Source organism: Achromobacter sp., from assembly GCF_050285585.1.
Lineage (GTDB): Bacteria > Pseudomonadota > Gammaproteobacteria > Burkholderiales > Burkholderiaceae_B > Achromobacter.
Genome location: NZ_JBLZXF010000030.1, coordinates 1 through 18385, shown reverse-complemented (window position 1 = coordinate 18385; position 18385 = coordinate 1). Strand labels below are relative to the sequence as shown.

Genomic DNA, 18385 nt, shown 5'->3' with positions numbered 1-18385 from the left:
TTGCCGCCATGCCGCGGCAGGGCGCCGCAACAGATCGAAAAACCAGGACGACCAACGTGAAACAAGTCACCGCCATCATCAAACCCTTCAAGCTCGACGAAGTCCGCGAAGCGCTGGCCGAAGTCGGCGTCAGCGGCCTGACCGTTACCGAAGTGAAGGGTTTCGGCCGCCAGAAAGGCCATACCGAGCTCTACCGCGGCGCCGAGTACGTAGTGGACTTCCTGCCCAAGATCCGCGTCGAGGTCGTGCTGCCCGACAGCCAGGTCGAAGCCGCCATCGAAGCCATCGTCAAGGCCGCCCGCACCGGCAAGATCGGCGACGGCAAGATCTTCGTCACCCCCGTCGAACAGGCGATCCGCATCCGCACCGGCGAAAGCGACGAAGAGGCGCTGTAAACCGGAACGGGGCGGCGGTTTCCCCGGCGCAGGGCGCCGGGCACGGCCCGCCGCCCATCCCTCCCGCCTAGCGTATGAGCTGATTCATCTCCAGGATCGGCATCATCACCGCCAGCACGATCAGCAGCACGAATCCCCCCATCAGCAGGATCAGCGCCGGTTCCAGCAGGGCCGTCATGGCCATGGCGCGCCGCTCCAGGTCGCGCGACAGGTTCTGCGCGCCGCGGTCCAGCAACTCGGGCAGGCGGCCCGTCTTCTCGCCGCTGGCGATCAGGTGCACCAGCAGGGACGGGAATACCTTCTGCGCGCCCAGCGACGCCGACAGCGCGGCGCCTTCGCGCACGCGCGCCGAGGCGTCGTCCACCGCCTGGCGCAGCACGTCGTTGCCGAGCGTGCGGCGGGCGGCGTCCAGCGCGGTCAGGAGCGCCACGCCGCTGCCCGACAGGATCGCCAGCGTGGAAGCGAAGCGCGCCGCGTTCACGCCCAGCACGAAGCGCCCGGCCAGGGGCAGTCGCAGCAGGCGGGCATGCCAGGCGCGCCGCGCCGCCGGGGCCCGCAGCGCATAGCGCCACAACGCGGCGGCCGCGGCCAGCGCCAGGCCCGTGGCCGCGCCCCATTCGCGCACGTAGTCCGACAGCGATAGCATCACCCGGGTCAGCAGCGGCAGTTCCTGCTTGGCCTGGCTGAACGCGGACACCACCTGCGGCACCACGTAGCCCAGCAGGAAAATCACGATGACCACCGAAACGCAGGCCACGACCGCGGGGTAGATGAAGGCGGTCATGACCTTGCTGCGCAAGGCGTTTCGTTCCTCGATGTAGTCCGCCAGCTTCTCCATCACCTGCGCCAGGTCGCCGGATTCTTCGCCGGCGGCGATCAGCGCGCGATAGATCTCCGGAAAATCGCGCGGCCGCGAAGCCAGCGCGACGGACAGGCGGTGGCCGGCGCGCACGTCGTCGCGCACGCCGCCCAGGCTGGCGGCGATGTGTTTTTTCTCGGCCTGTTCCAGGGTCGCGCTCAGGGCCGCGTCCAGCGGCAGCCGCGCGGCCAGCAGGCTGGCGAGCTGGCGCGTGATCCAGGCAAGGTCGGCATCGGACAGGCGCGCGCGCAGCGTGGCTCCAAGCCCCTCGGCGCGGGCCGCCGGCGCGGTCGACAGCGGCAGCAGGCCGCGGCCCCGCAGCTGGTTGCGCGCGCCGTGCTCGGAATCGGCGTCGATCGTGCCGCGCACGATTTTTCCCAGCGCGTCGGTAGCTTCGTAACGAAAGGATGGCATGGTCGAAAAGCATGTGCCGCGCGCGCGTGCGATCGCGCGAGAGGCCCGTATTCAAAGGGTTTCCAGGCCGTCACCTTGCCTTTGGAATGTGACCGTAGTGTTGCAGTGTCACCCCGTATACTCCGACGCGCTTTCACGTTTTTTCACTCGATTTCACGTTTCAGGCACTGATCCCGTCATGCGTCACTTCGCGCAATTCAGCCTTGCGGTTTTGCTTGCGGCAAGCCAACTCGGACCCGCGGCCAGCACGGCTTACGCTCAACAGGCCGACAATCGCGTCAGCCTGAATTTCGTCGACACCGACATTCCCGCCGTGCTGCGCGCGCTGTCGCTGTTCACGCAGCGCAACTTCCTGGTGGACCCCCGCGTCAAGGGCAAGCTCACGCTGGTCTCGGACCGGCCCGTGGACAGCGGGCAGGCGCTGGCGATGCTCACCGGCGCGCTGCGCCTGCAAGGCTTCGCCATCGTCGACGTGGACGGCGTGACGCGGGTGGTGCCCGAGGCCGACGCCAAGCTGCAGGGCAGCGCGGTGGTGGGAGACCCCAGGCCGGCCGCGCGCGCTTCGGGCGGCGCGGGCGGGCCGCCGGCTCCGGTGCCCGTGTCGGCGTTCACGAAGGGCGCCGGCGGGCGCGGCGGCGAAATGCTGACCCGCGTGTTTCCCCTGAAGTACGAAAACGCGGCCAATCTGGTGCCGGTGTTGCGCCCGATGGTGCCGCCGAACAACCCCATCAATGCCTATCCGGGCAACAACACGCTGGTCGTGACCGACTACGCCGATAACCTGGAACGGATCGCCAGCGTCATCGCGCGCATCGACGTGCCCAGCTCGATCGATACGGACGTGGTGCCGGTGCGTTCGGGCATCGCATCCGACATCGCCGTGCTGGCGTCGCAACTGCTGGACACGCAGAGCAGCGATCCGACGCAACGCATCGCGGTCGTCGCGGATCCGCGCAGCAACAGCGTGCTGGTGCGCGCGGGCAGCCCGGCGCGCACGCGGCTCGCCCGCGATCTGATCATGAAACTCGACGCGCAGCAGAACCGCGCTGGCAACCTGCACGTGGTGTACATGCGCAACGCGCAGGCCACCCGCATTGCCGAAGTGCTGGGCGGGCTGCTCGCCGGGCAGGCCAATTCCGCCCCGGGCGCGGCGAACGCCGCGGGGGGAGCCGGCGCCGCCCCGTCCGGCGCGCGCCCGCAGAACGCGGCGGGCAACAACGCGGCGCAGGCGGGCCTGGGCATGTCCGGCGGATCCGGTTCCGGCAAGGGCGGCCTGTCGGGCGAGCAGGAGCGCATTGCGCGCGAAGACGGGGGCACGCAGGCGGTGTCGTATTCGGCGGGCGGCGCCACGATCCAGGCCGACCCCGCCACCAATTCGCTGATCATCTCGGCCCCCGAGCCGCTGTACCGCAGCCTGCGGGAAGTCATCGACCAGCTCGACCAGCGCCGCGCGCAGGTGCTGGTGGAAAGCCTGATCGTGGAAGTGAGCGAAGAGAAGGCGGCGGAATTCGGCATCCAGTGGATGACGGGCGCGGGCAACATCAACAGCGGCGGCACCAGCTTCATCGGCGGCACCAACCTGGGCGGCAGCGGGATTACGGGCACGGGCCCGTCCTCCATCGACGCGCTGGCCAACGGCCTGAGCCTGGGCGTGGTCAAGGGCACGGTGGACGTGCTGGGCAACGAGGTGATCAATCTGGGCGTGCTGGCCCGCGCCATGCAGAACACGGGCGAAGCGAACATCCTGTCCACGCCGAACCTGCTGACGCTGGACAATCAGTCGGCCAGCATTCTGGTGGGCAAGACCGTGCCTTTCGTGACGGGCCAGTACGTGACCTCGGGCAGCAACGGAAGCTCCAATCCCTTCCAGACGATCGAGCGCGAGGACGTGGGCCTGAAGCTGAACATCCGGCCGCAGATTTCCGAGGGCGGCGCGGTCAAGCTGGACATCTACCAGGAGGTCAGCAGCATCGACGAGGCCCGTTCCTCGCCCACCACGGGCATCGTGACGAACAAGCGCGCCATCGATACCAGCGTGCTGATCGACGACGGACAGATCATCGTGCTGGGCGGCCTGCTGGAAGACAGCGTGTCGCTCAGTTCGGACAGCGTTCCGGGCCTGGGGTCGATTCCGGTGCTGGGCGCGCTGTTCCGCTACGACACGCGCAAGCGCACCAAGACCAACCTGATGGTGTTCCTCAGGCCCTACGTGGTGCGCGACGCGCGCCGCAGCGCCAGCGTCACCATGGACCGCTACGACTACATGCGCCGCGCCCAGGCGGGCGCGCAGCCGGGCAAGCATTGGCTGCTGCCGGACATGCAGGCGCCGATGCTGCCGCCGCCCGGGTCGGCGCCTTCGGTGTCCAATAACGCGTACGATATGCGGCCGGAGCAACTGGCGGACACGATGCGCCGTCCGCCGCCGGTCACGGTGGAGTCTTTCGCGGTGCGGCAGTATCCTGCCGCGGCGCAGGCCAGCGACCCGTCGTTGCCGATACGCGTGAACCTGCCCCGGGGCGTGAGCGTGGCGGTGGATCCGGATTCGCTCTACGGCGAAGCGGACCGCAGCAGCACCATCCTGCAGTTCGCTTCCGTCGAGGCGCGGGCCGACGCGGACAAGATCGCGCAGCGGGTCCGCGCCAGCGGCCTGCAAGCCTATGTGCAGCTCGGTCCGGGAGGAATGGGCTATGTGGTGCGCAGCCAGGTGGCCAAGGATCCGGGCACGGTATCGACCGCCACCGCGCTGCTGCGCGAACTGGGCTACAAGAGCGAAGTGGTGTCGCAGCTATGAGCGGGCATCCCTTGCCCTATGCCTGGGCCCGCGCGCAGCGCGCGGTGCTGTCGTTGCGCGGAGGGCGCGCGCAGCTGACGGTGAGCCCGCGCACGCCCGAGTGGGCGGTCCGCGAGATCCGGCGCTGCCATGGCGACATCGCCCTGGCCCAGGTGGACGACGAGGCGCTGGAAACCCTGCTGACGGCCGCCTACAGCCATTCCGAGGACGCGGCCTCGGTCATGGGGGTGGCCGAGAACGAGATCGACCTGGACCGGCTGCTGCAGGACATGCCCGAAGTCGCGGACCTCCTGGAAGCGCAGGACGACGCGCCCGTGATCCGCATGATCAACGCGCTGTTCGCGCAGGCGGCGCGCGACGGGGCCAGCGACATCCATATCGAACCGTTCGAAACCCATTCGGTGGTGCGCTATCGCGTCGACGGCACGTTGCGCGACGTGGTGTCGCCGCGCAAGGCGCTGCATGCCGCGCTGATTTCGCGCATCAAGATCATGGCGCATCTGGACATTGCCGAGAAGCGCCTGCCGCAGGACGGGCGCATCGCCCTGCGGGTGGGCGGGCGGCCGATAGACGTGCGGGTGTCGACGCTGCCCACGGGGCATGGCGAGCGAGCCGTGCTGCGCCTGCTGGACAAGGAGGCCGGGCGCCTGCAGCTGGAGCGGCTGGGCATGGCCCCGGGCGTGCTGGAGCAGCTGGACCGCCTGATCCGCCAGCCGCACGGCATCGTGCTGGTCACCGGACCGACCGGCAGCGGCAAGACCACCACGCTCTACGCCGCGCTGAGCCGCCTGGACGCCGCCACCAGCAATATCCTGACGGTGGAGGATCCTATCGAATACGACCTGCCGGGCATCAGCCAGACACAGGTGAACGCCAAGATCGACATGAGCTTCGCGTTGGCGCTGCGCGCCATCCTGCGGCAGGACCCGGATGTGATCATGATCGGCGAAATCCGCGACCTGGAGACCGCGCAGATCGCCGTGCAGGCGTCGCTGACGGGCCATCTCGTGCTGGCGACCCTGCACACGAACGATTCGGTTTCGGCCGTGACCCGGCTCACCGATATGGGCGTGGAACCCTTCTTGCTGGCCTCGTCGCTGCTGGGCGTGCTGGCGCAGCGGCTGGTGCGCAAACTGTGCCCCGAATGCAAGCAGCCGGCCATGCAGGACGGCGAGCGCGTGTTCCACCCGGTCGGCTGCGAGGCCTGCAATCACACGGGCTACAGCGGGCGTTCGGGCATCCACGAACTCTTCACCGTGGACGACGAGGCGCGCCGGTTGATCCACGAAGGCCGGGACGAGCGCGAGCTGCGGCGGGCTGCCGCGGCCGCCGGCATGCGGACCATGCGCGAGGACGGGCGGCGCTGGGTGGGGGGCGGGCAGACCTCGCCCGAGGAAATCGTCCGCGTCACGCGCGACGCGTAGGGCTTGCGGCCCTCAGGTGCCGAACGCCACCGTGTCGCCCGAGCGCCGTCCCAGCATGGACATCAGGCCGTCCAGCGCGGCGCGGTCCGATTCGTCCGCCGTGCTCGCATAACTGGCCTGGCCCTGGAAGCGCACGCCGCGTCCGGTGGCGCTGCCCTGGCCGGTCACGTCGAGCAGGCCGCTTTCCGTGCTCAATGCCAGCGTGGCGCCGCCCTTGCCGCCTTGCACGCGCAGCAGGTAGGTGCCGACGGACGCAACCGGGGCGAGCGCGGTGGCCGCGTTGCGCCAACGCAGTTCGGCCACCGGGCCCGGCGGGAGGGCGGCGCCCAGGCGCAGCGGCTGCCAGGCGATTTCCAGCATGCCCTGGGGCGCGAGCGTGTTCCATGGCGCGCCCAGCGCGGCCAGCACGGAGGCGGGCGCGCGCAAGGTCTGGCCGGACACCGACACGCCGTTCCAGGCGGGGCTGGCGCGCATGGGGCCCTGCAGCCAGGGATGCGAGATTTCGACGGCCAGCGCGTCCCAGCGCCACTGCCATTGCACCGGCTGCGGCAGCATGCGGCGAGCTCCCGGCGGCCCCAGCGCGATCCAGGCGCGGCCGCGCCATAGCGTGCCGCTGGCGTCCGCCAGCGTGACCGGCGTATCGGCGGGCAATACGGCGAACAGCCAGCGCGCGGGCAGGACGGCGGCCCCGGCCGCCGCCGCGCAGGCCAGGCCGGCCAGCAGCAGCGCAGCCTTTCTTCCGGAAAAGCGCGACCCGGCCATGTCAGCTCCGCCCCGGCGCCGGAGGCGGAACCAGTTCCACCTCGCCATTGACCAGGCCCGGCAGCGGACGCCCGTGGGCATTGGCGGCGCGAGCCAGCTCGACGCGCCGGATGGCGAGCCCCCAATCGCGGGCCGCGCCGTCCAGCCAGCGCAGCAGCGCCGAGGAGGGCGCCTGGCTCAGGGTCAACAACACGCCCGGCCCCTTCCCGGGTTCGCCGAGCGTCCATTGCGCGGCGGGAAGTCCGGCGCGCTCCAGCGACGCGGCCACTTCGGCGGCCGGGGGCACCGTGCCCGCGGGAGCGGCGGAGCGCCGCCGCAGGGCCATGGCCTGGGAGCTCAGGTCGGCGACGGTCGCCGCCTGCCCGCGCAGCGCCGGCAGTTCGGCATGGAGCTTGCGCACCGTGTTCAGGGGCGGTTCGATCAAGCCAACGAAGACGAGCGCGGCGCCCAGCGCCAGCGCCGCGCCGGCCAGCAGGCGCCGTTCGCGGGGCGCCAGCGCCTGATACCGCTGGCGGGCGCGGGCGAACGCGGGATCCAGGGGTTTGCGGACCGATTGCCAGGCGGCATGCAGGCGTTCAGAGAGAGTGGTCATGGCTGCGCGCGCACGATGCGCCAGGTGTGATCGGTATCGGTGCGCTCCAGCTTCAGGCCCAGGGCGGCGGCCTGCTGAATGAGCGCGGGGGTTTCGGCGATGCGCTGGGACTGTTCGCCGGCATCGGCCAGTTGCAGCGTGAGGGCCTGATCGGCATAGGTCAGACGGGCGACCTTGTCGGCGGCGAAGGGCAGCGCCTGCGCCGCGGCCCTGGCCAGCGGCAGGAAATCGGCGGCGCTGGCCGCGCCCCGGTTGGCTTGCAGCGCCTCCAGGCCCTGCTGGGCCTGGCGCGCGGGGTCGAGCACCACGGGCAGGTCGGGAAAGGCGGCCAGCACCTGGCGGCGCATGCCGTCCCGCAGCGCATCCGCCTCCGACTGCAGTTGCGAGGCGTAGAGGTTCAGCCCGCCTATCCAGACGGCCGCCGCCGCCGCGCCCCAGCGCCAGGCGGGGCGCCAGCGGGAGGCGCGCGCCGGCGCCAGTTGGGGCATGGCCAGCGACCAGGACGGGGAGGGCGCGAGCCAGCGCGGATCGGCCGGGTCGCGCAAGGGCGCCGCCGCGTCGGGGCCCAGGGTCTGCGGCGCGATCAGGGCGTGGACGCGCAGGCCTTGCGCGTTCAGCAGGCTCCACGCGCGCCGCACGGATTCGCGCGCGGCCCAGGCCAGCGGCACGGAGCCGTCGGCGGCTCGCGGGCCGTGGCCGATCGCCAGCGCGTCCAGATCGCTAAGCACCAGCGGTTCCAGCGCGCCATGGACGGCGGCGGCATAGCGCGCGCGGGCCACGGCGGGGATCTGCACGGTGGTGGCGATTACGTCCGCCGGGTGCAGCACGGCTTCGCAGGAAGCCTGCGGGTACGCGTGGCCCAGGGCGCGCAGCGCGAGCTCGCCCTGCCGCGCGCAACGGCCCCGCCGGTCGAACCAGGCATAGGGCAGAGGGGAATCCTCGCCGAATTCAGCGAGGGCGGGCAGCGCGATGCGCAACGTGTTCTTCAAGGGTTTTCTCTTGTCCATAGCGTGTCGGGCGCGGCCGGCGGGCTGCTGCGCATCAGCGCGTGCAGGGAGATCCGCGCGCGCTCGTAGGCCACGGTGCCCGTGGCGAGGAACCAGCCGCTGTTGGTGGCGACGGCGGGCGCGGCGCCCTTGACGCCGGTGCCGGCCAGGCGGTTGGCGAAGTCGCCCGCGTTGTTGAACCAGTTGCCGCGGTCGCGCTCGCCCGTCATGGCCTGGGCCTGGCTGAGGGACATCCCGGGCACGAGGGCGGCGATGACTTCGGGCGGAGCGGTATTGACGTTGACCGGCGTGGCCTCGGGCAGCACCGTCATCGTGCGGCGCAGTTCGTTGCGCGCGGGCGGGTCCAGCGCCAGCAGGGCGGCGATCTCGTCCACGCCCCGGGGAAGCGGCGCGCGGGCGCGGGGAGCGGCGCCAGGCCGCCCCTGCGGCGCGGAGGCCGTATCGGAGGCGGGCGCGGCCTCGGGCGGTTGCGCGGCCGCGACGATGTCGATGATCTGCGCGGCCAGCGCGTCGGGCAGTTGCTGCAGGCTCAGCAGGCGGCGCAGCACGCGCTCCTGCTCGGGTTGTGGCACGCCGTTGCTGGCCAGGTTGTAGAGGTTGTACTTGCCTTGCTCGTCCTGGACCCGGCCCGAGAACACCGCGACCCGGTCGTCGCCGGGCCGTTCGATGCGCGTGTCGAGAATGGGGGTGGCCCAGATCTGGTCGCCGCGCGTGATGGGCTCGCGCCGGCCATGGTCCCGCAGCACCAGCCGCGCCCAGTCTATTCCGCCGGCCAGCATGGCGCGCGCCTGCACCCGCGCCAGTTCATTCTCGACGCGCCGGGTGCTGGCGGTCTGGCGTTGGAACAGGCTGGTGGTCAGCGCCGCGACGATGGCCACGATGATGAGGGCGCTGATGACGGCGGCGCCGCGTTCGTGCTTGCGGGCGGCTTTCACGGCAGCTCCAGGACACGGCTGAAACGCTGCGGCGCGGCGGCGCCGCCGCGTTCCAGCGTGATCTCCATTCCGGTGGGCGCGGCCGCGAGGCTGGCGTCCGCGTCGACCCAGCCGCTGCCCGGCATCCACACGCGCAGGGTCAGGGCGCGCACCCCGGGCAGGAGCAGGGTGCCGCCCTCCGGGGCGGGCAACGGGCCGCGCGCCGCGGAGGGGCCCGCCGCGCGCCAGAGACCGTCCTGGCGCACCTGCCAGTGGACGCGCTGCCAGAGGCCGTTGCCGTCGGGATCGGGGCGCAGCACTTCAAGCGTCTGGCCGCCGCTGGCGCGACGCAGCAGGCGCAGGCCGCTGGTATAGGATTGGACGTCCTGGCCGGCCGCCTCGAAGGGCGGGCCGGTGTAGGACAGCTCCACGTCGCGCGCGATCTGTCCCAGCGCGCGGACGATGGCGTCGGTGTCCTCGGCCTGTTCCTCGATGCGGTCGCGGGCGCCGGACACGCTGGCCAGGCCGCGCCAGGCCAAGATGCTGACGAGCGCCATCAGCGCCAGCGCCACCAGCACCTCCATCAGCGTGAAGCCGGATTGCGAGCGGAAAGACGGGCGCATGGCTATCGGACGCCGGACAAGAGGCCGTCCAGCTGCAGCAGGACGGCGTCGGGACGCGATGCGGAGGCGTCGCGCACCCGCACCGATACCTGGCGGAAACTGCGGTTCATCGAATTCTTGAACTCCAGGTCGCATTGCAGCGCCCGGCCGCCCTGTTCGCAGGGCAGGGTCCGCGTGCCCGCGCGTGGCAGGACCTGTTCCAGGCGCAGCTGGGCCAGCGCGTTCTGCGCGGCCAGCAGCGCCAGCGTCTTGTCCTGCAGCGCGCGGTTGTTGGCCGCCATGACACCGGTTGCGCGCAGCGCCGCGCCCATGGCCACGGCGATGATGGCCAGGGCCACCAGCACTTCGATGAGCGTAAAGCCGCGTTCGCGGCCGGGCGGGCGGGGTCTTTCAATGGATGTCATAGCGTCCGGCGGCGTCGCGCTGAAGAACGACGCGGGCGTCTCCGGCGCGCAGCGTCAGCGTGATGGGCGCGGCAACCCATTCCGTGTTGAAGACCAGGGGACGGTCCGGATCCAGGCGCAGCGCCACCGCGCCCGCCGACCAGGCCTGCGGCCGCAGCACGTCGTCCCCTTCCATCCGGTCCACGGGCAGCGGCGCGTCTTCCTCGGCGCTGGCTCCCGGCAAGCGGCCCCGGCGCTCGAAGGACCAGCCCTGCCCGTTGGGCAGCCAGCGGATCGGGCGGCCGTCGCTGCGGGCTTCGCTCTGCGCCACGGTGAAGGCGTCGGCCAGGCGCTGCGCGTCGCCGCGCAGACGGTTCTCCCCCTGGCCGACGGACAGGCTCACCATGCTGGCCGCGATGGCCACGATCACCAGCACGACCAGGACTTCGACCAGCGTGAAGCCGCGCTCAGAGTTCCCAGGAGCCGATGTCGGCATCGCCGTTCTCTCCGCCGGGCTTGTTGTCGGCGCCGAACGAGAACACATCGATATCGCCTTTGACGCCAGGGCTCAGATATTGGTAGGGGTGGCCCCAGGGATCGTTGGGCAGTTTGTCGAGGTAGCCGCGCCAGTTGGCGACGCCCTGCGGTTTTTCCACCAGCGCGCGCAGGCCCTGGGCGGTGGTGGGATAGCGGCCGTTGTCCAGGCGGTAGAGTTTGAGCGCCTGCATGATGCCGGCGATGTCCTGCCGGGCCGCAACCTGGCGCGCCTGGTCGGGACGATCCAGCACGCGGGGGACGATCAGCGCCGCAAGAATCCCCATGATCACGATGACCACCATGATCTCGATGAGGGTGAAACCTTGCTGGCGGGCAAGCCCGCGCGGTAACTGACGCACTTTGCAACTCCGATCTTCAGTAGAAGCGGAGGATTGTGGTCATGAAATATGACAGCAATATTGGCGCGGCGGCTTTTGCCTCGCGTCAGCCCGCGCGCGTAATGCCGGCAGGCGCGGGCTGGGCCGCGGGGGCGGCCAGGCGGCTGCCGCGCCCGGCCTGTTCCACGGTCACCGCGTCCGCGGCGATTTCGCGCAAGACGATCCCGGGCGCCACTTCGTTGCCGACGCGCCAGGCCAGGGGAGGACCGCCGTCGATGCTGAGGACGGCGGCGCCGTCCGGACCGGCGGCGATCACGCCCAGCACGGTGATCTGCGTGCGCATCGCTTCGTCCTTGCCGAACCACACCGCCACGGGCCCGTTGTCGGCCGCGCGCGGCGCGATCGCGGCGGATACCGCCGGCGGCAGCGCCGCGGGCTTGGGCGCAAGCAGGATGGACGCCCATACGCCCACGCCGGCGGCCAGGGCCAGGACGGCAACGATACGAAGCGCCGCGGGCGCGGCGGGCAGGGCGGAACGCAATGAAAGAGGCATGGGGGGCGCGGTGCGGGCGTGGATCGACGCGCACGACTATAGCGGGACTTCATGACAGGACGGCGCGGCGCCAGACAAAAAGAATCTGATCCGTCGATCAGCCATTCTCTTACTCGCTTCACGGGCCTTTCACGTTCGGCGGCCACCATGTGCGCCAACGCAAAACCTGTTCATGAAGCGAGAAGAGAAGCATGCAAGCATTGGATTGGAGAAAGTGGTGCGCCATGTTGCTGGCGGCCAGCGCATTGGCCGGCTGCGGCGGCAGCGACGACGATAGCGATGAAGCCGCTGCGCCGCCGCCGACCCAGCCTCCGGTGACTCAGCCTGACCAGGCCCGCGCCGACAAAGTGCTGTTCATCGGCGTAGACGGCCTGACCTACGACGCGATGCGCCGCGGGGTGGCCGACAAGTCCCTTGCCAATATCGGTCAACTGACCGCCACGCGGGCCTGGACCGGCGGCGTGACGGGAGCGGTCACGCAGCAGCCCACGCTGCCCGCGCCCGGTTGGGCGACGCTGCTGACGGGCCAATGGGCCGACCAGCACGGCGTGCGTTTCAGCGTGCAAGGCGAAGTCATGAAAACGCCCACGCTGTTCCAGCGCGTCAAGTCGGCGCTGCCCGAGGCGCGGACCGCCGCCGCCTTCAATTCGACCATGCTGGCCGGGCTTCTCGGCGGCGACCGCGACGCGGGCTATCTGCAGGCCCTGACCGATTGCGCCGGTGTCGACGATTGCGTGGCCACGCAGGCGCGCGACCGCATCACGGAAGGCTATGACGTGGTGGTGGCCCAGTTCGGCGCGCCCGCGCGCGTCGCGTCGGAATCGGGCTTCGGCGGCGCGTACGACGAGGCCGTCCGCCGCGCGGACGCCGCGATCGGCGTCCTGGCCAGGCAGATCGCCGACCGCAAGGCGGACCATCCGGGCGAGAACTGGCTGGTCGTCGTGGCGTCCAGCCATGGCCTGGGCAAGACCGGCGCCAGCGACGGCCGGCCTTTCTCGTCCAACAAGACGATCCTGCTGGCCGCGAACCAGCCGGCGCTTCTGGGCGGCAGCGCCGACGACGCTTCGTTCGACGGCCTCTGGGACAACAATTGGTACGCGCTGCCTAGCGCGGCCGACGTGACGCCGACCCTGCTGCAGCATCTGGGCGCGTTGCCGGCCGTGGCCGGCTACGACATGGCGGGCACCTCGCTCGCCGGATCGCTGGCCCTGCGCAAGGCCTCGGCGCGCACGTCCATGGACAACAAGAGCGTGACGCTGAACTGGGTGCGCGTGGGCGAGCCGGCCGGCGATATCGTGATCAGCCGCGACGGCGTGGAAATCGCGCGCGTGCCGGGCACGGCGGCCGAATACGTCGACAGGAACCTGTCGTTCGATACCGAAGGCCTGCACACGTTGAACTACAGCCTGTCCGTGGGCAGCGCCGTCAGCGCGGTGCGCGCGACGGTCACCTATACCAAGCCCCTGCCTCTGCTGGCCTCGCTGCGCACCGGCCTGACGATGCTGTTCCCGTTCGAAGGCAGCCTCGCCGACGTGGCCGCGGGCGGCGGCGCCATCACGCCCTATGACGGCGTCCAGGCGCCGGCCTACGCCGACGCGGGCGTGTTCGGCAAGATGTTCAAGAACGACCGCAGCGCGGATCCGATAGGCGCGTTCAAGCTGGACTACCCGGCGGGCATGCTCGACGCGGCGTCGGCCTTCACCATCGGCTTCTGGTACCAGTCCGACGGCACCGCCAGCGACCGCTCCATCGTGGGCAACAAGGACTACAACTCCGGCGGCAATCCTGGAATCACGATCGCGCAGTGGGCCGGCCCGGTGCTGTATTTCAACCTCGCGGGCGGCGGAGTCCGGGTCGATATCAACAACGTGAAGTTCACCCCGAACAAGCCGGTGTACATCGCGATGACCGTCGACAAGACGGCCAAAACGATGACCGCCTCGGTCTACGACAGCGAGCTGGGCTTTTCGAGCCGCACCGTCAACACGGGCGGGGTCGATCTCAGCAAGGTGGCCGGCAACTATGGCCCGCACCTGGGCTTGAACGAGGACGGCCGCGGCACCTACGGCATCTGCTGCGCCGGCACCAAGGGTCCGTACACGATGTATTTCGACGACCTGGCGTATTGGTCGCGCGCCCTGACGGAAGACGAGGTGAAGTCCCTGGCCCTGTCCGGCAAGTCCGTCTCCGAACTGTTCCCCTGATGTTCCAAGGATAGAAAACGATGAGCAAGTCCATGATTTTGCGAGGTTTCCTGCGCCTGGGCGCGGTGCTGACCCTGAGCGCCACGCTGGCCGCCTGCGGCGGCGACGACGGCGACAGCGGCGAGGCGCCCGGCAACGGCGCCCAGCCGGAGACGCCGGCCCCGGTGCCGCCCACGCCCGCGAAGCCCGAATTGCGCTGCGCGCCCTGAGCCCGCTTTCCCCGAATCCATAGGAATAGAATCCGTGACGTCCGATAAAGACCAGGTCCACGCCGGCAAGCGCCGGTTCCTGCGCAACGCCGCCGCCTCGACCGCGGGGCTGACCGCGCTGTCGATGTTCCCGCCCGCCATCCGCCGCGCGCTGGCGATTCCCGCCAACAACCGCACGGGCACCATCAACGATGTCGAGCACGTGGTCATCCTGATGCAGGAAAACCGCTCCTTCGACATGTATTTCGGCACGTTCAAGGGCGTGCGCGGTTTCGGCGACCGCATCACCATCCCGCTGCCCGACCAGCGTTCGGTCTGGGAGCAGAGCAATGGCACGCGAGTGGTGATGCCCTATCACCTGGACAGCACCCAGGGCAACGCCCAGCGCGTGGCCGGCACGCCGCACGACTACGTGGACGCGCAGATGGCCTGGGACGGCGGCCGCATGGACCAATGGCCGCGCTACAAGCAGAACCAGTCCATGGGCTATTACCGCCAGAAAGAGGTGGAGTTCCAGTTCGCGCTGGCCGAAGCCTTCACGCTGTGCGACGCCTACCATTGCTCCACGCACGGCGGCACCAACACCAACCGCCTGTTCCACTGGACCGGCACCAACGATCCGCTGGCGCAGGGCAATGGCCCGTCCACCCGCAATCAATGGGACAGCCTGGGCGCCTCGTCCACCGGCTGGACCTGGAAGACCTATCCCGAGCGCCTGCAAGAGGCGGGCGTCAGCTGGAAGGTCTACCAGAACCTGCCCGAGAACTTCGGCGACAATCCGCTGGCCGGGTTCCGCCAATACCGCCGCGCCAACGAGCTGGCGGGCAATGGCGCCAACGGCTCTCCGTATCCGGCCTGGACGCCGGCCATGGACGCGGCCAACCCGCTGTACAAGGGCACGGCCAACACCATGCCCGACGGCGGCTTCCTGCAGTCGCTGCGCGACGACGTGATGAACGGCGCCTTGCCGCAGGTGTCGTGGATCGTGGCGCCCGCGACCTATTCCGAGCACCCCGGCCCGTCCAGCCCCATCCAGGGCGCCTGGTACATCCAGGAAACGCTGGATGCCCTGACCGCCAATCCGGAAGTCTGGAGCAAGACCGTGCTGCTCATCAACTTCGACGAGAACGACGGCTACTTCGATCACGTGCCGCCGCCCGCCGCCCCGTCGCTGAATCCGGACGGCTCGATGGCCGGCGCCTCCACCGTCAATACCGACCTGGAGCGCCACACGCGCCCCTCCGCCCAGGACGCCGCCGACAACCGGGTCTACGGCCCCGGTCCGCGCGTGCCCATGTACGTGGTGTCGCCGTGGAGCCGAGGCGGCTGGGTCAATTCCCAGGCCTTCGATCACACCTCGGTGCTGCGCTTTCTGGAGACGCGCTTCGGCGTGGCCGAGGACAACATCAGCCCCTGGCGCCGCGCCGTGCTGGGCGACCTGACTTCGGCTTTCAACTTCGCCACGCCCAACGACGAAAAGCTGCCGGACCTGAACCTGCTGACGCGCGCGGGCGCCGACCAGGTGCGCGCCGACCAGCAGGCGCTGACCGCCGTGCCGCTGCCGGATCCGTCGACCCAGGCCCGGCCGGTGCAGGAGAAGGGCGTGCGCTACTCCCGCGCCTTGCCCTACGAACTCCACACCAGCGGCCGCGCCCAGCCCGGCACGGGCGCCATGCGCCTGGTCTGCGCCAACACGGGCGCCGCCGCGGCGGTCTTCCATGTGTATGACCGCCTGCACCTGGACCGCCTGCCGCGCCGCTACACGGTGGAATCCAACAAGCAGCTCGAAGGCAGCTGGGACGCCGCGGCCGACAGCGGCAAGTACGATCTGTGGGTACTGGGCCCCAACGGCTATCACCGGCATTTCGCGGGCGATCTGGCGCTGGCGCGCACGGCGGGGCTGGAGGCGGAGATCCGCGTCTGCTACGACGTCGCCAACGGCGATATCTACGTCAGCTTCATCAATGGCGGCCAGGCGCCTTGCACTTTCGTCGTCGCGCCCAACGCCTATTACGCCAACCACGAGCGCTGGACGTTCACGGTGCCCGGGGGCGGGCAGGTCGAGCAGCACTGGGCCCTGTCGGGCAGCGGCGGCTGGTACGACTTCACGGCGACCCTGCAGGAAGACCCCGCGTACCGACGCCGTTTCGCCGGCCGGGTGGAAACCGGCAGGGCCTCGGTGACGGACCCGGCGATGGCGTCGTAACGATTACGGGGCCGTCTGCGCGCCGCGCTCCTGGAAGGCCGCGGCGCAAGCCGCGCAGATTGCCGCCGTAATGCCCTGGCGGGCGTGCTCGCGCCGCTCCAGCATGCCGATGGAGCGCGCGAGCGGCCCCAGGTCCGGCGGCAGGCGGAGGATCCGCAGTTCGGGGCTCTGCTGCCAGTTGGAGCCGTGGATCAGGGGCAGCAGGGTCACGCCCACCTCCTGGCGCACGAGTTCCACCAGCGTCTCGATCGCATTGAGTTCCAGGAATTCGTCCAACGGCACCGCCAGGCGGCGCAGCAGACGGTCGATCTGCAGGCCGGTGCGCTGGGTGCGGTCGAAGCGCAGGAAAGGGTTGGCCGCCAGCACCTGGCGCGCATCCTCGCCGCGCGCGGACCGGGGCGCGATGACCACCAGCTCCTCTTCATATAGCGCCGTCCAGCGGGTGCTGGCCATTTTGCGGCCGGCCTCCACCAGGAAGGCGGCGTCCAGCTCGCCGTCCTCCACCTTGCCCGCCAGCTCGCTGGCCTTGCCCGACAGGATGCGCACGTCGAGCTTGGGATGGCGCTTCTTCATGCCCGACACCACCTTGGACAGGGTGCCCATGCACGACACGATGCTGCCCACCGACACCGAGCCGGCCAGCTCGCCGGGGACGGTGCGCGGCAGCCTCATGCGGTCGTAAAGATCCAGCAAGTGCTTGATTTCGGGTAGCAATTCCCGGCCGGCTGCGTTAAGAATGGCAAGACGGCCGCTGCGGTCGAACAGTTCCCGGCCCAGTTCCGCCTCCAGCGCCCGCATCTGGAAGCTGACGGCCGCCTGGGTCAGGGCTACTTGCTCGGCGGCTTCCGAGAAAGAACCATGGTGGGCGACGGCCAGGAAAGTGCGCAGGAAGCGGATCGTACTCATAAAAAAGTCTTTTATGACGGATCAAAAAATCAAATTGATTTAATTAGATCACAAGAGTACTTTCGCCTGGGTCTATGCATCCCAACCCGTTATGAGACTCGCCATATGAAATCCTTCGACTGGGGCAACCCGTATCCTTCCGTCCGCATCCCGCTGTTTGCCCGCAACGTGGTCTCCACGTCGCACCCGCTCGCAGCCCAGGCGGGACTGCGCATGCTGCTCAAGGGCGGCAACGCCGTGGACGCCGCCATCGCCGCGGCCGCCACGATCGTGCTGGTCGAACCGGTTTCCTGCGGCCTGGGCGGCGACTGCTTCGCCATCGTCTGGGACGGCAAGGAACTGCACGGCCTGAATTCGTCCGGCGTGGCGCCGGCGGCCTGGAACGTCGAGTACTTCAAGCGCAAGTACGGCGTGGGGCCCAACGGCCTGGCCATCCAGCCCAAGCGCGGCTGGGACGCGGTGACGGTGCCGGGCGTGGTGGCCGGCTGGGCCGCGCTGCACGAAAAACTGGGCAAGCTGCCGTTCGAGCAGCTGTTCGAGCCCGCCATCGAGATCGCCGAGCGCGGCTACGCCGTGCCGCCCGTGGTGGCGCACAAGTGGGCCGCCGCCGCGGAAGAGCTGCGCTCGCAGCCCGGCTACGCCCAGGCCTTCCTGCCCGAGGGCCGCGCGCCCAAGGTCGGCGAGCATTTCCGCTTCCCGGACGCCGCCAACACGCTGCGCCGCATCGCCGAATCCAAGGGCCGCGATTTCTACGAAGGCGAGCTGGCCGAGCGCATCGCCGCCTTCAGCAAGGAATGCGGCGGCGCGATGACGCTGGAGGACCTGCGCGGCTATCGTCCGGAATGGGTCAAGCCGATCTCCAAGTCGTACCGCGGCTACGAGCTGCACGAGATCCCGCCGAACGGGCAGGGCATCGCCGCGCTGATCGCGCTGGGCATCGTCGAACGTTTCGACATGGCCGACATGCCGGTGGATTCGGTGCAATCGCAGCACGTCCAGATCGAGGCCATGAAGCTGGCCTTCGCCGACCTGTACAAGTACGTGGCGGATCCCCGCTCCATGCGGGTCACCCCCGAGGAAATGCTGTCGGACGCCTACCTGGATAGCCGCGCCAAGCTGATCCGACTGGACCGCGCCACCCACTTCGAGGCCGGCCGCCCGCATGCCGGCGGCACCATCTACCTGACGGCGGCCGACGAGAACGGCATGATGATCTCGTTCATCCAGTCCAACTACATGGGCTTCGGCTCGGGCGTGGTCGTGCCGGG

At 69.9% G+C, this 18385-nt stretch carries 18 protein-coding genes; 7 read left to right on the top strand and 11 right to left on the bottom strand.

Annotation, left to right across the window (positions count from 1 at the left end; translation table 11 throughout):
• Positions 1-56 precede the first annotated feature (56 nt).
• Positions 57-395: a P-II family nitrogen regulator gene (locus tag ACN6PJ_RS25590; protein ID WP_043545647.1), complete on the top strand. Its 339-nt coding sequence runs from the start codon at positions 57-59 to the stop codon at positions 393-395.
• Between the two features lie 67 nt (positions 396-462).
• Here ACN6PJ_RS25590 and gspF read toward each other — a convergent pair whose 3' ends face one another.
• Positions 463-1668 (bottom strand): type II secretion system inner membrane protein GspF, encoded by a 1206-nt coding sequence (gspF, locus tag ACN6PJ_RS25585; protein WP_427998594.1) that lies wholly within the window; start codon positions 1666-1668, stop codon positions 463-465.
• Between the two features lie 178 nt (positions 1669-1846).
• On the opposite strand from gspF, the gene gspD reads away from it, so the two are divergent.
• Complete coding sequence (gene gspD / locus ACN6PJ_RS25580) at positions 1847-4459, top strand: type II secretion system secretin GspD (RefSeq protein ID WP_427998593.1); 2613 nt, start codon at positions 1847-1849, stop codon at positions 4457-4459.
• The gene (gene gspE / locus ACN6PJ_RS25575) at positions 4456-5883 is read left to right on the top strand and encodes a type II secretion system ATPase GspE (RefSeq protein WP_427998592.1); all 1428 of its coding nucleotides are present in this window, start codon (positions 4456-4458) and stop codon (positions 5881-5883) included. Before gspD ends, gspE begins: the two co-directional genes overlap by 4 nt.
• A 12-nt stretch (positions 5884-5895) precedes the next feature.
• On the opposite strand, the gene gspN is transcribed toward gspE, so the two are convergent.
• From gspN to ACN6PJ_RS25530, 9 genes are all read right to left on the bottom strand, one after another.
• Positions 5896-6645, bottom strand: a complete 750-nt coding sequence (gspN, locus tag ACN6PJ_RS25570) for a type II secretion system protein N (protein WP_427998591.1) — start codon at positions 6643-6645, stop codon at positions 5896-5898.
• Between the two features lies 1 nt (position 6646).
• On the bottom strand, positions 6647-7237 hold the full coding sequence (gene gspM / locus ACN6PJ_RS25565) for a type II secretion system protein GspM (protein ID WP_427998590.1): 591 nt from the start codon (positions 7235-7237) through the stop codon (positions 6647-6649).
• Positions 7234-8226: a type II secretion system protein GspL gene (gene gspL / locus ACN6PJ_RS25560; protein WP_427998589.1), complete on the bottom strand. Its 993-nt coding sequence runs from the start codon at positions 8224-8226 to the stop codon at positions 7234-7236. Before gspL ends, gspM begins: the two co-directional genes overlap by 4 nt.
• On the bottom strand, positions 8223-9179 hold the full coding sequence (gene gspK / locus ACN6PJ_RS25555; protein WP_427998588.1) for a type II secretion system minor pseudopilin GspK: 957 nt from the start codon (positions 9177-9179) through the stop codon (positions 8223-8225). Before gspK ends, gspL begins: the two co-directional genes overlap by 4 nt.
• Positions 9176-9781 carry a PulJ/GspJ family protein gene (locus tag ACN6PJ_RS25550; RefSeq protein ID WP_427998587.1) on the bottom strand — a complete coding sequence of 202 codons (606 nt, stop codon included), beginning with the start codon at positions 9779-9781 and terminating at the stop codon, positions 9176-9178. The genes gspK and ACN6PJ_RS25550 overlap by 4 nt, the downstream gene beginning before the upstream one ends.
• A 2-nt stretch (positions 9782-9783) precedes the next feature.
• Positions 9784-10185 carry a type II secretion system minor pseudopilin GspI gene (gspI, locus tag ACN6PJ_RS25545; RefSeq protein WP_427998586.1) on the bottom strand — a complete coding sequence of 134 codons (402 nt, stop codon included), beginning with the start codon at positions 10183-10185 and terminating at the stop codon, positions 9784-9786.
• Entirely contained in the window at positions 10172-10660 is a 489-nt protein-coding gene (gspH, locus tag ACN6PJ_RS25540) for a type II secretion system minor pseudopilin GspH (protein ID WP_427998585.1), read from the bottom strand. The genes gspI and gspH overlap by 14 nt, the downstream gene beginning before the upstream one ends.
• Positions 10632-11060, bottom strand: a complete 429-nt coding sequence (gene gspG, locus ACN6PJ_RS25535; RefSeq protein WP_427998584.1) for a type II secretion system major pseudopilin GspG — start codon at positions 11058-11060, stop codon at positions 10632-10634. The genes gspH and gspG overlap by 29 nt, the downstream gene beginning before the upstream one ends.
• A gap of 85 nt (positions 11061-11145) precedes the next feature.
• On the bottom strand, positions 11146-11592 hold the full coding sequence (locus tag ACN6PJ_RS25530; RefSeq protein ID WP_427998583.1) for a hypothetical protein: 447 nt from the start codon (positions 11590-11592) through the stop codon (positions 11146-11148).
• Between the two features lie 191 nt (positions 11593-11783).
• Here ACN6PJ_RS25530 and ACN6PJ_RS25525 point away from each other — a divergent pair, with 191 nt between their 5' ends.
• Genes ACN6PJ_RS25525 through ACN6PJ_RS25515 form a run of 3 tightly spaced genes read left to right on the top strand, consistent with a single transcriptional unit; the run spans position 11784 to position 16211 of the window.
• A complete protein-coding gene (locus ACN6PJ_RS25525) occupies positions 11784-13796 on the top strand; it encodes a nucleotide pyrophosphatase (protein WP_427998582.1) in 2013 nt (670 codons plus the stop codon).
• A gap of 20 nt (positions 13797-13816) precedes the next feature.
• Complete coding sequence (locus tag ACN6PJ_RS25520; protein ID WP_427998581.1) at positions 13817-14005, top strand: hypothetical protein; 189 nt, start codon at positions 13817-13819, stop codon at positions 14003-14005.
• A 34-nt stretch (positions 14006-14039) separates the two neighbouring features.
• Positions 14040-16211: a phosphocholine-specific phospholipase C gene (locus tag ACN6PJ_RS25515; RefSeq protein ID WP_427998580.1), complete on the top strand. Its 2172-nt coding sequence runs from the start codon at positions 14040-14042 to the stop codon at positions 16209-16211.
• A 3-nt stretch (positions 16212-16214) separates the two neighbouring features.
• Here the strand turns inward: ACN6PJ_RS25515 and ACN6PJ_RS25510 are convergent, their stop codons facing one another.
• Positions 16215-17117: a LysR family transcriptional regulator gene (locus ACN6PJ_RS25510; RefSeq protein ID WP_427998579.1), complete on the bottom strand. Its 903-nt coding sequence runs from the start codon at positions 17115-17117 to the stop codon at positions 16215-16217.
• 105 nt (positions 17118-17222) lie between these two features.
• Between ACN6PJ_RS25510 and ACN6PJ_RS25505 the strand changes: the two genes are divergently transcribed.
• On the top strand, positions 17223-18385 hold a 1163-nt coding region (locus ACN6PJ_RS25505; RefSeq protein WP_427998578.1), incomplete at its 3' end, for a gamma-glutamyltransferase family protein.

Excerpts from the sequence above, each read along its gene's own strand:
- gspF (WP_427998594.1), bottom strand. The coding sequence starts at position 1,668 with ATGCCATCCTTTCGTTACGAAGCTACCGACGCGCTGGGAAAAATCGTG.
- gspD (WP_427998593.1), top strand. The coding sequence starts at position 1,847 with ATGCGTCACTTCGCGCAATTCAGCCTTGCGGTTTTGCTTGCGGCAAGC.
- gspE (WP_427998592.1), top strand. The coding sequence starts at position 4,456 with ATGAGCGGGCATCCCTTGCCCTATGCCTGGGCCCGCGCGCAGCGCGCG.
- gspN (WP_427998591.1), bottom strand. The coding sequence starts at position 6,645 with ATGGCCGGGTCGCGCTTTTCCGGAAGAAAGGCTGCGCTGCTGCTGGCC.
- gspM (WP_427998590.1), bottom strand. The coding sequence starts at position 7,237 with ATGACCACTCTCTCTGAACGCCTGCATGCCGCCTGGCAATCGGTCCGC.
- ACN6PJ_RS25550 (WP_427998587.1), bottom strand. The coding sequence starts at position 9,781 with ATGCGCCCGTCTTTCCGCTCGCAATCCGGCTTCACGCTGATGGAGGTG.
- gspI (WP_427998586.1), bottom strand. The coding sequence starts at position 10,185 with ATGACATCCATTGAAAGACCCCGCCCGCCCGGCCGCGAACGCGGCTTT.
- gspH (WP_427998585.1), bottom strand. The coding sequence starts at position 10,660 with ATGCCGACATCGGCTCCTGGGAACTCTGAGCGCGGCTTCACGCTGGTC.
- ACN6PJ_RS25530 (WP_427998583.1), bottom strand. The coding sequence starts at position 11,592 with ATGCCTCTTTCATTGCGTTCCGCCCTGCCCGCCGCGCCCGCGGCGCTT.
- ACN6PJ_RS25525 (WP_427998582.1), top strand. The coding sequence starts at position 11,784 with ATGCAAGCATTGGATTGGAGAAAGTGGTGCGCCATGTTGCTGGCGGCC.
- ACN6PJ_RS25520 (WP_427998581.1), top strand. The coding sequence starts at position 13,817 with ATGAGCAAGTCCATGATTTTGCGAGGTTTCCTGCGCCTGGGCGCGGTG.
- ACN6PJ_RS25510 (WP_427998579.1), bottom strand. The coding sequence starts at position 17,117 with ATGAGTACGATCCGCTTCCTGCGCACTTTCCTGGCCGTCGCCCACCAT.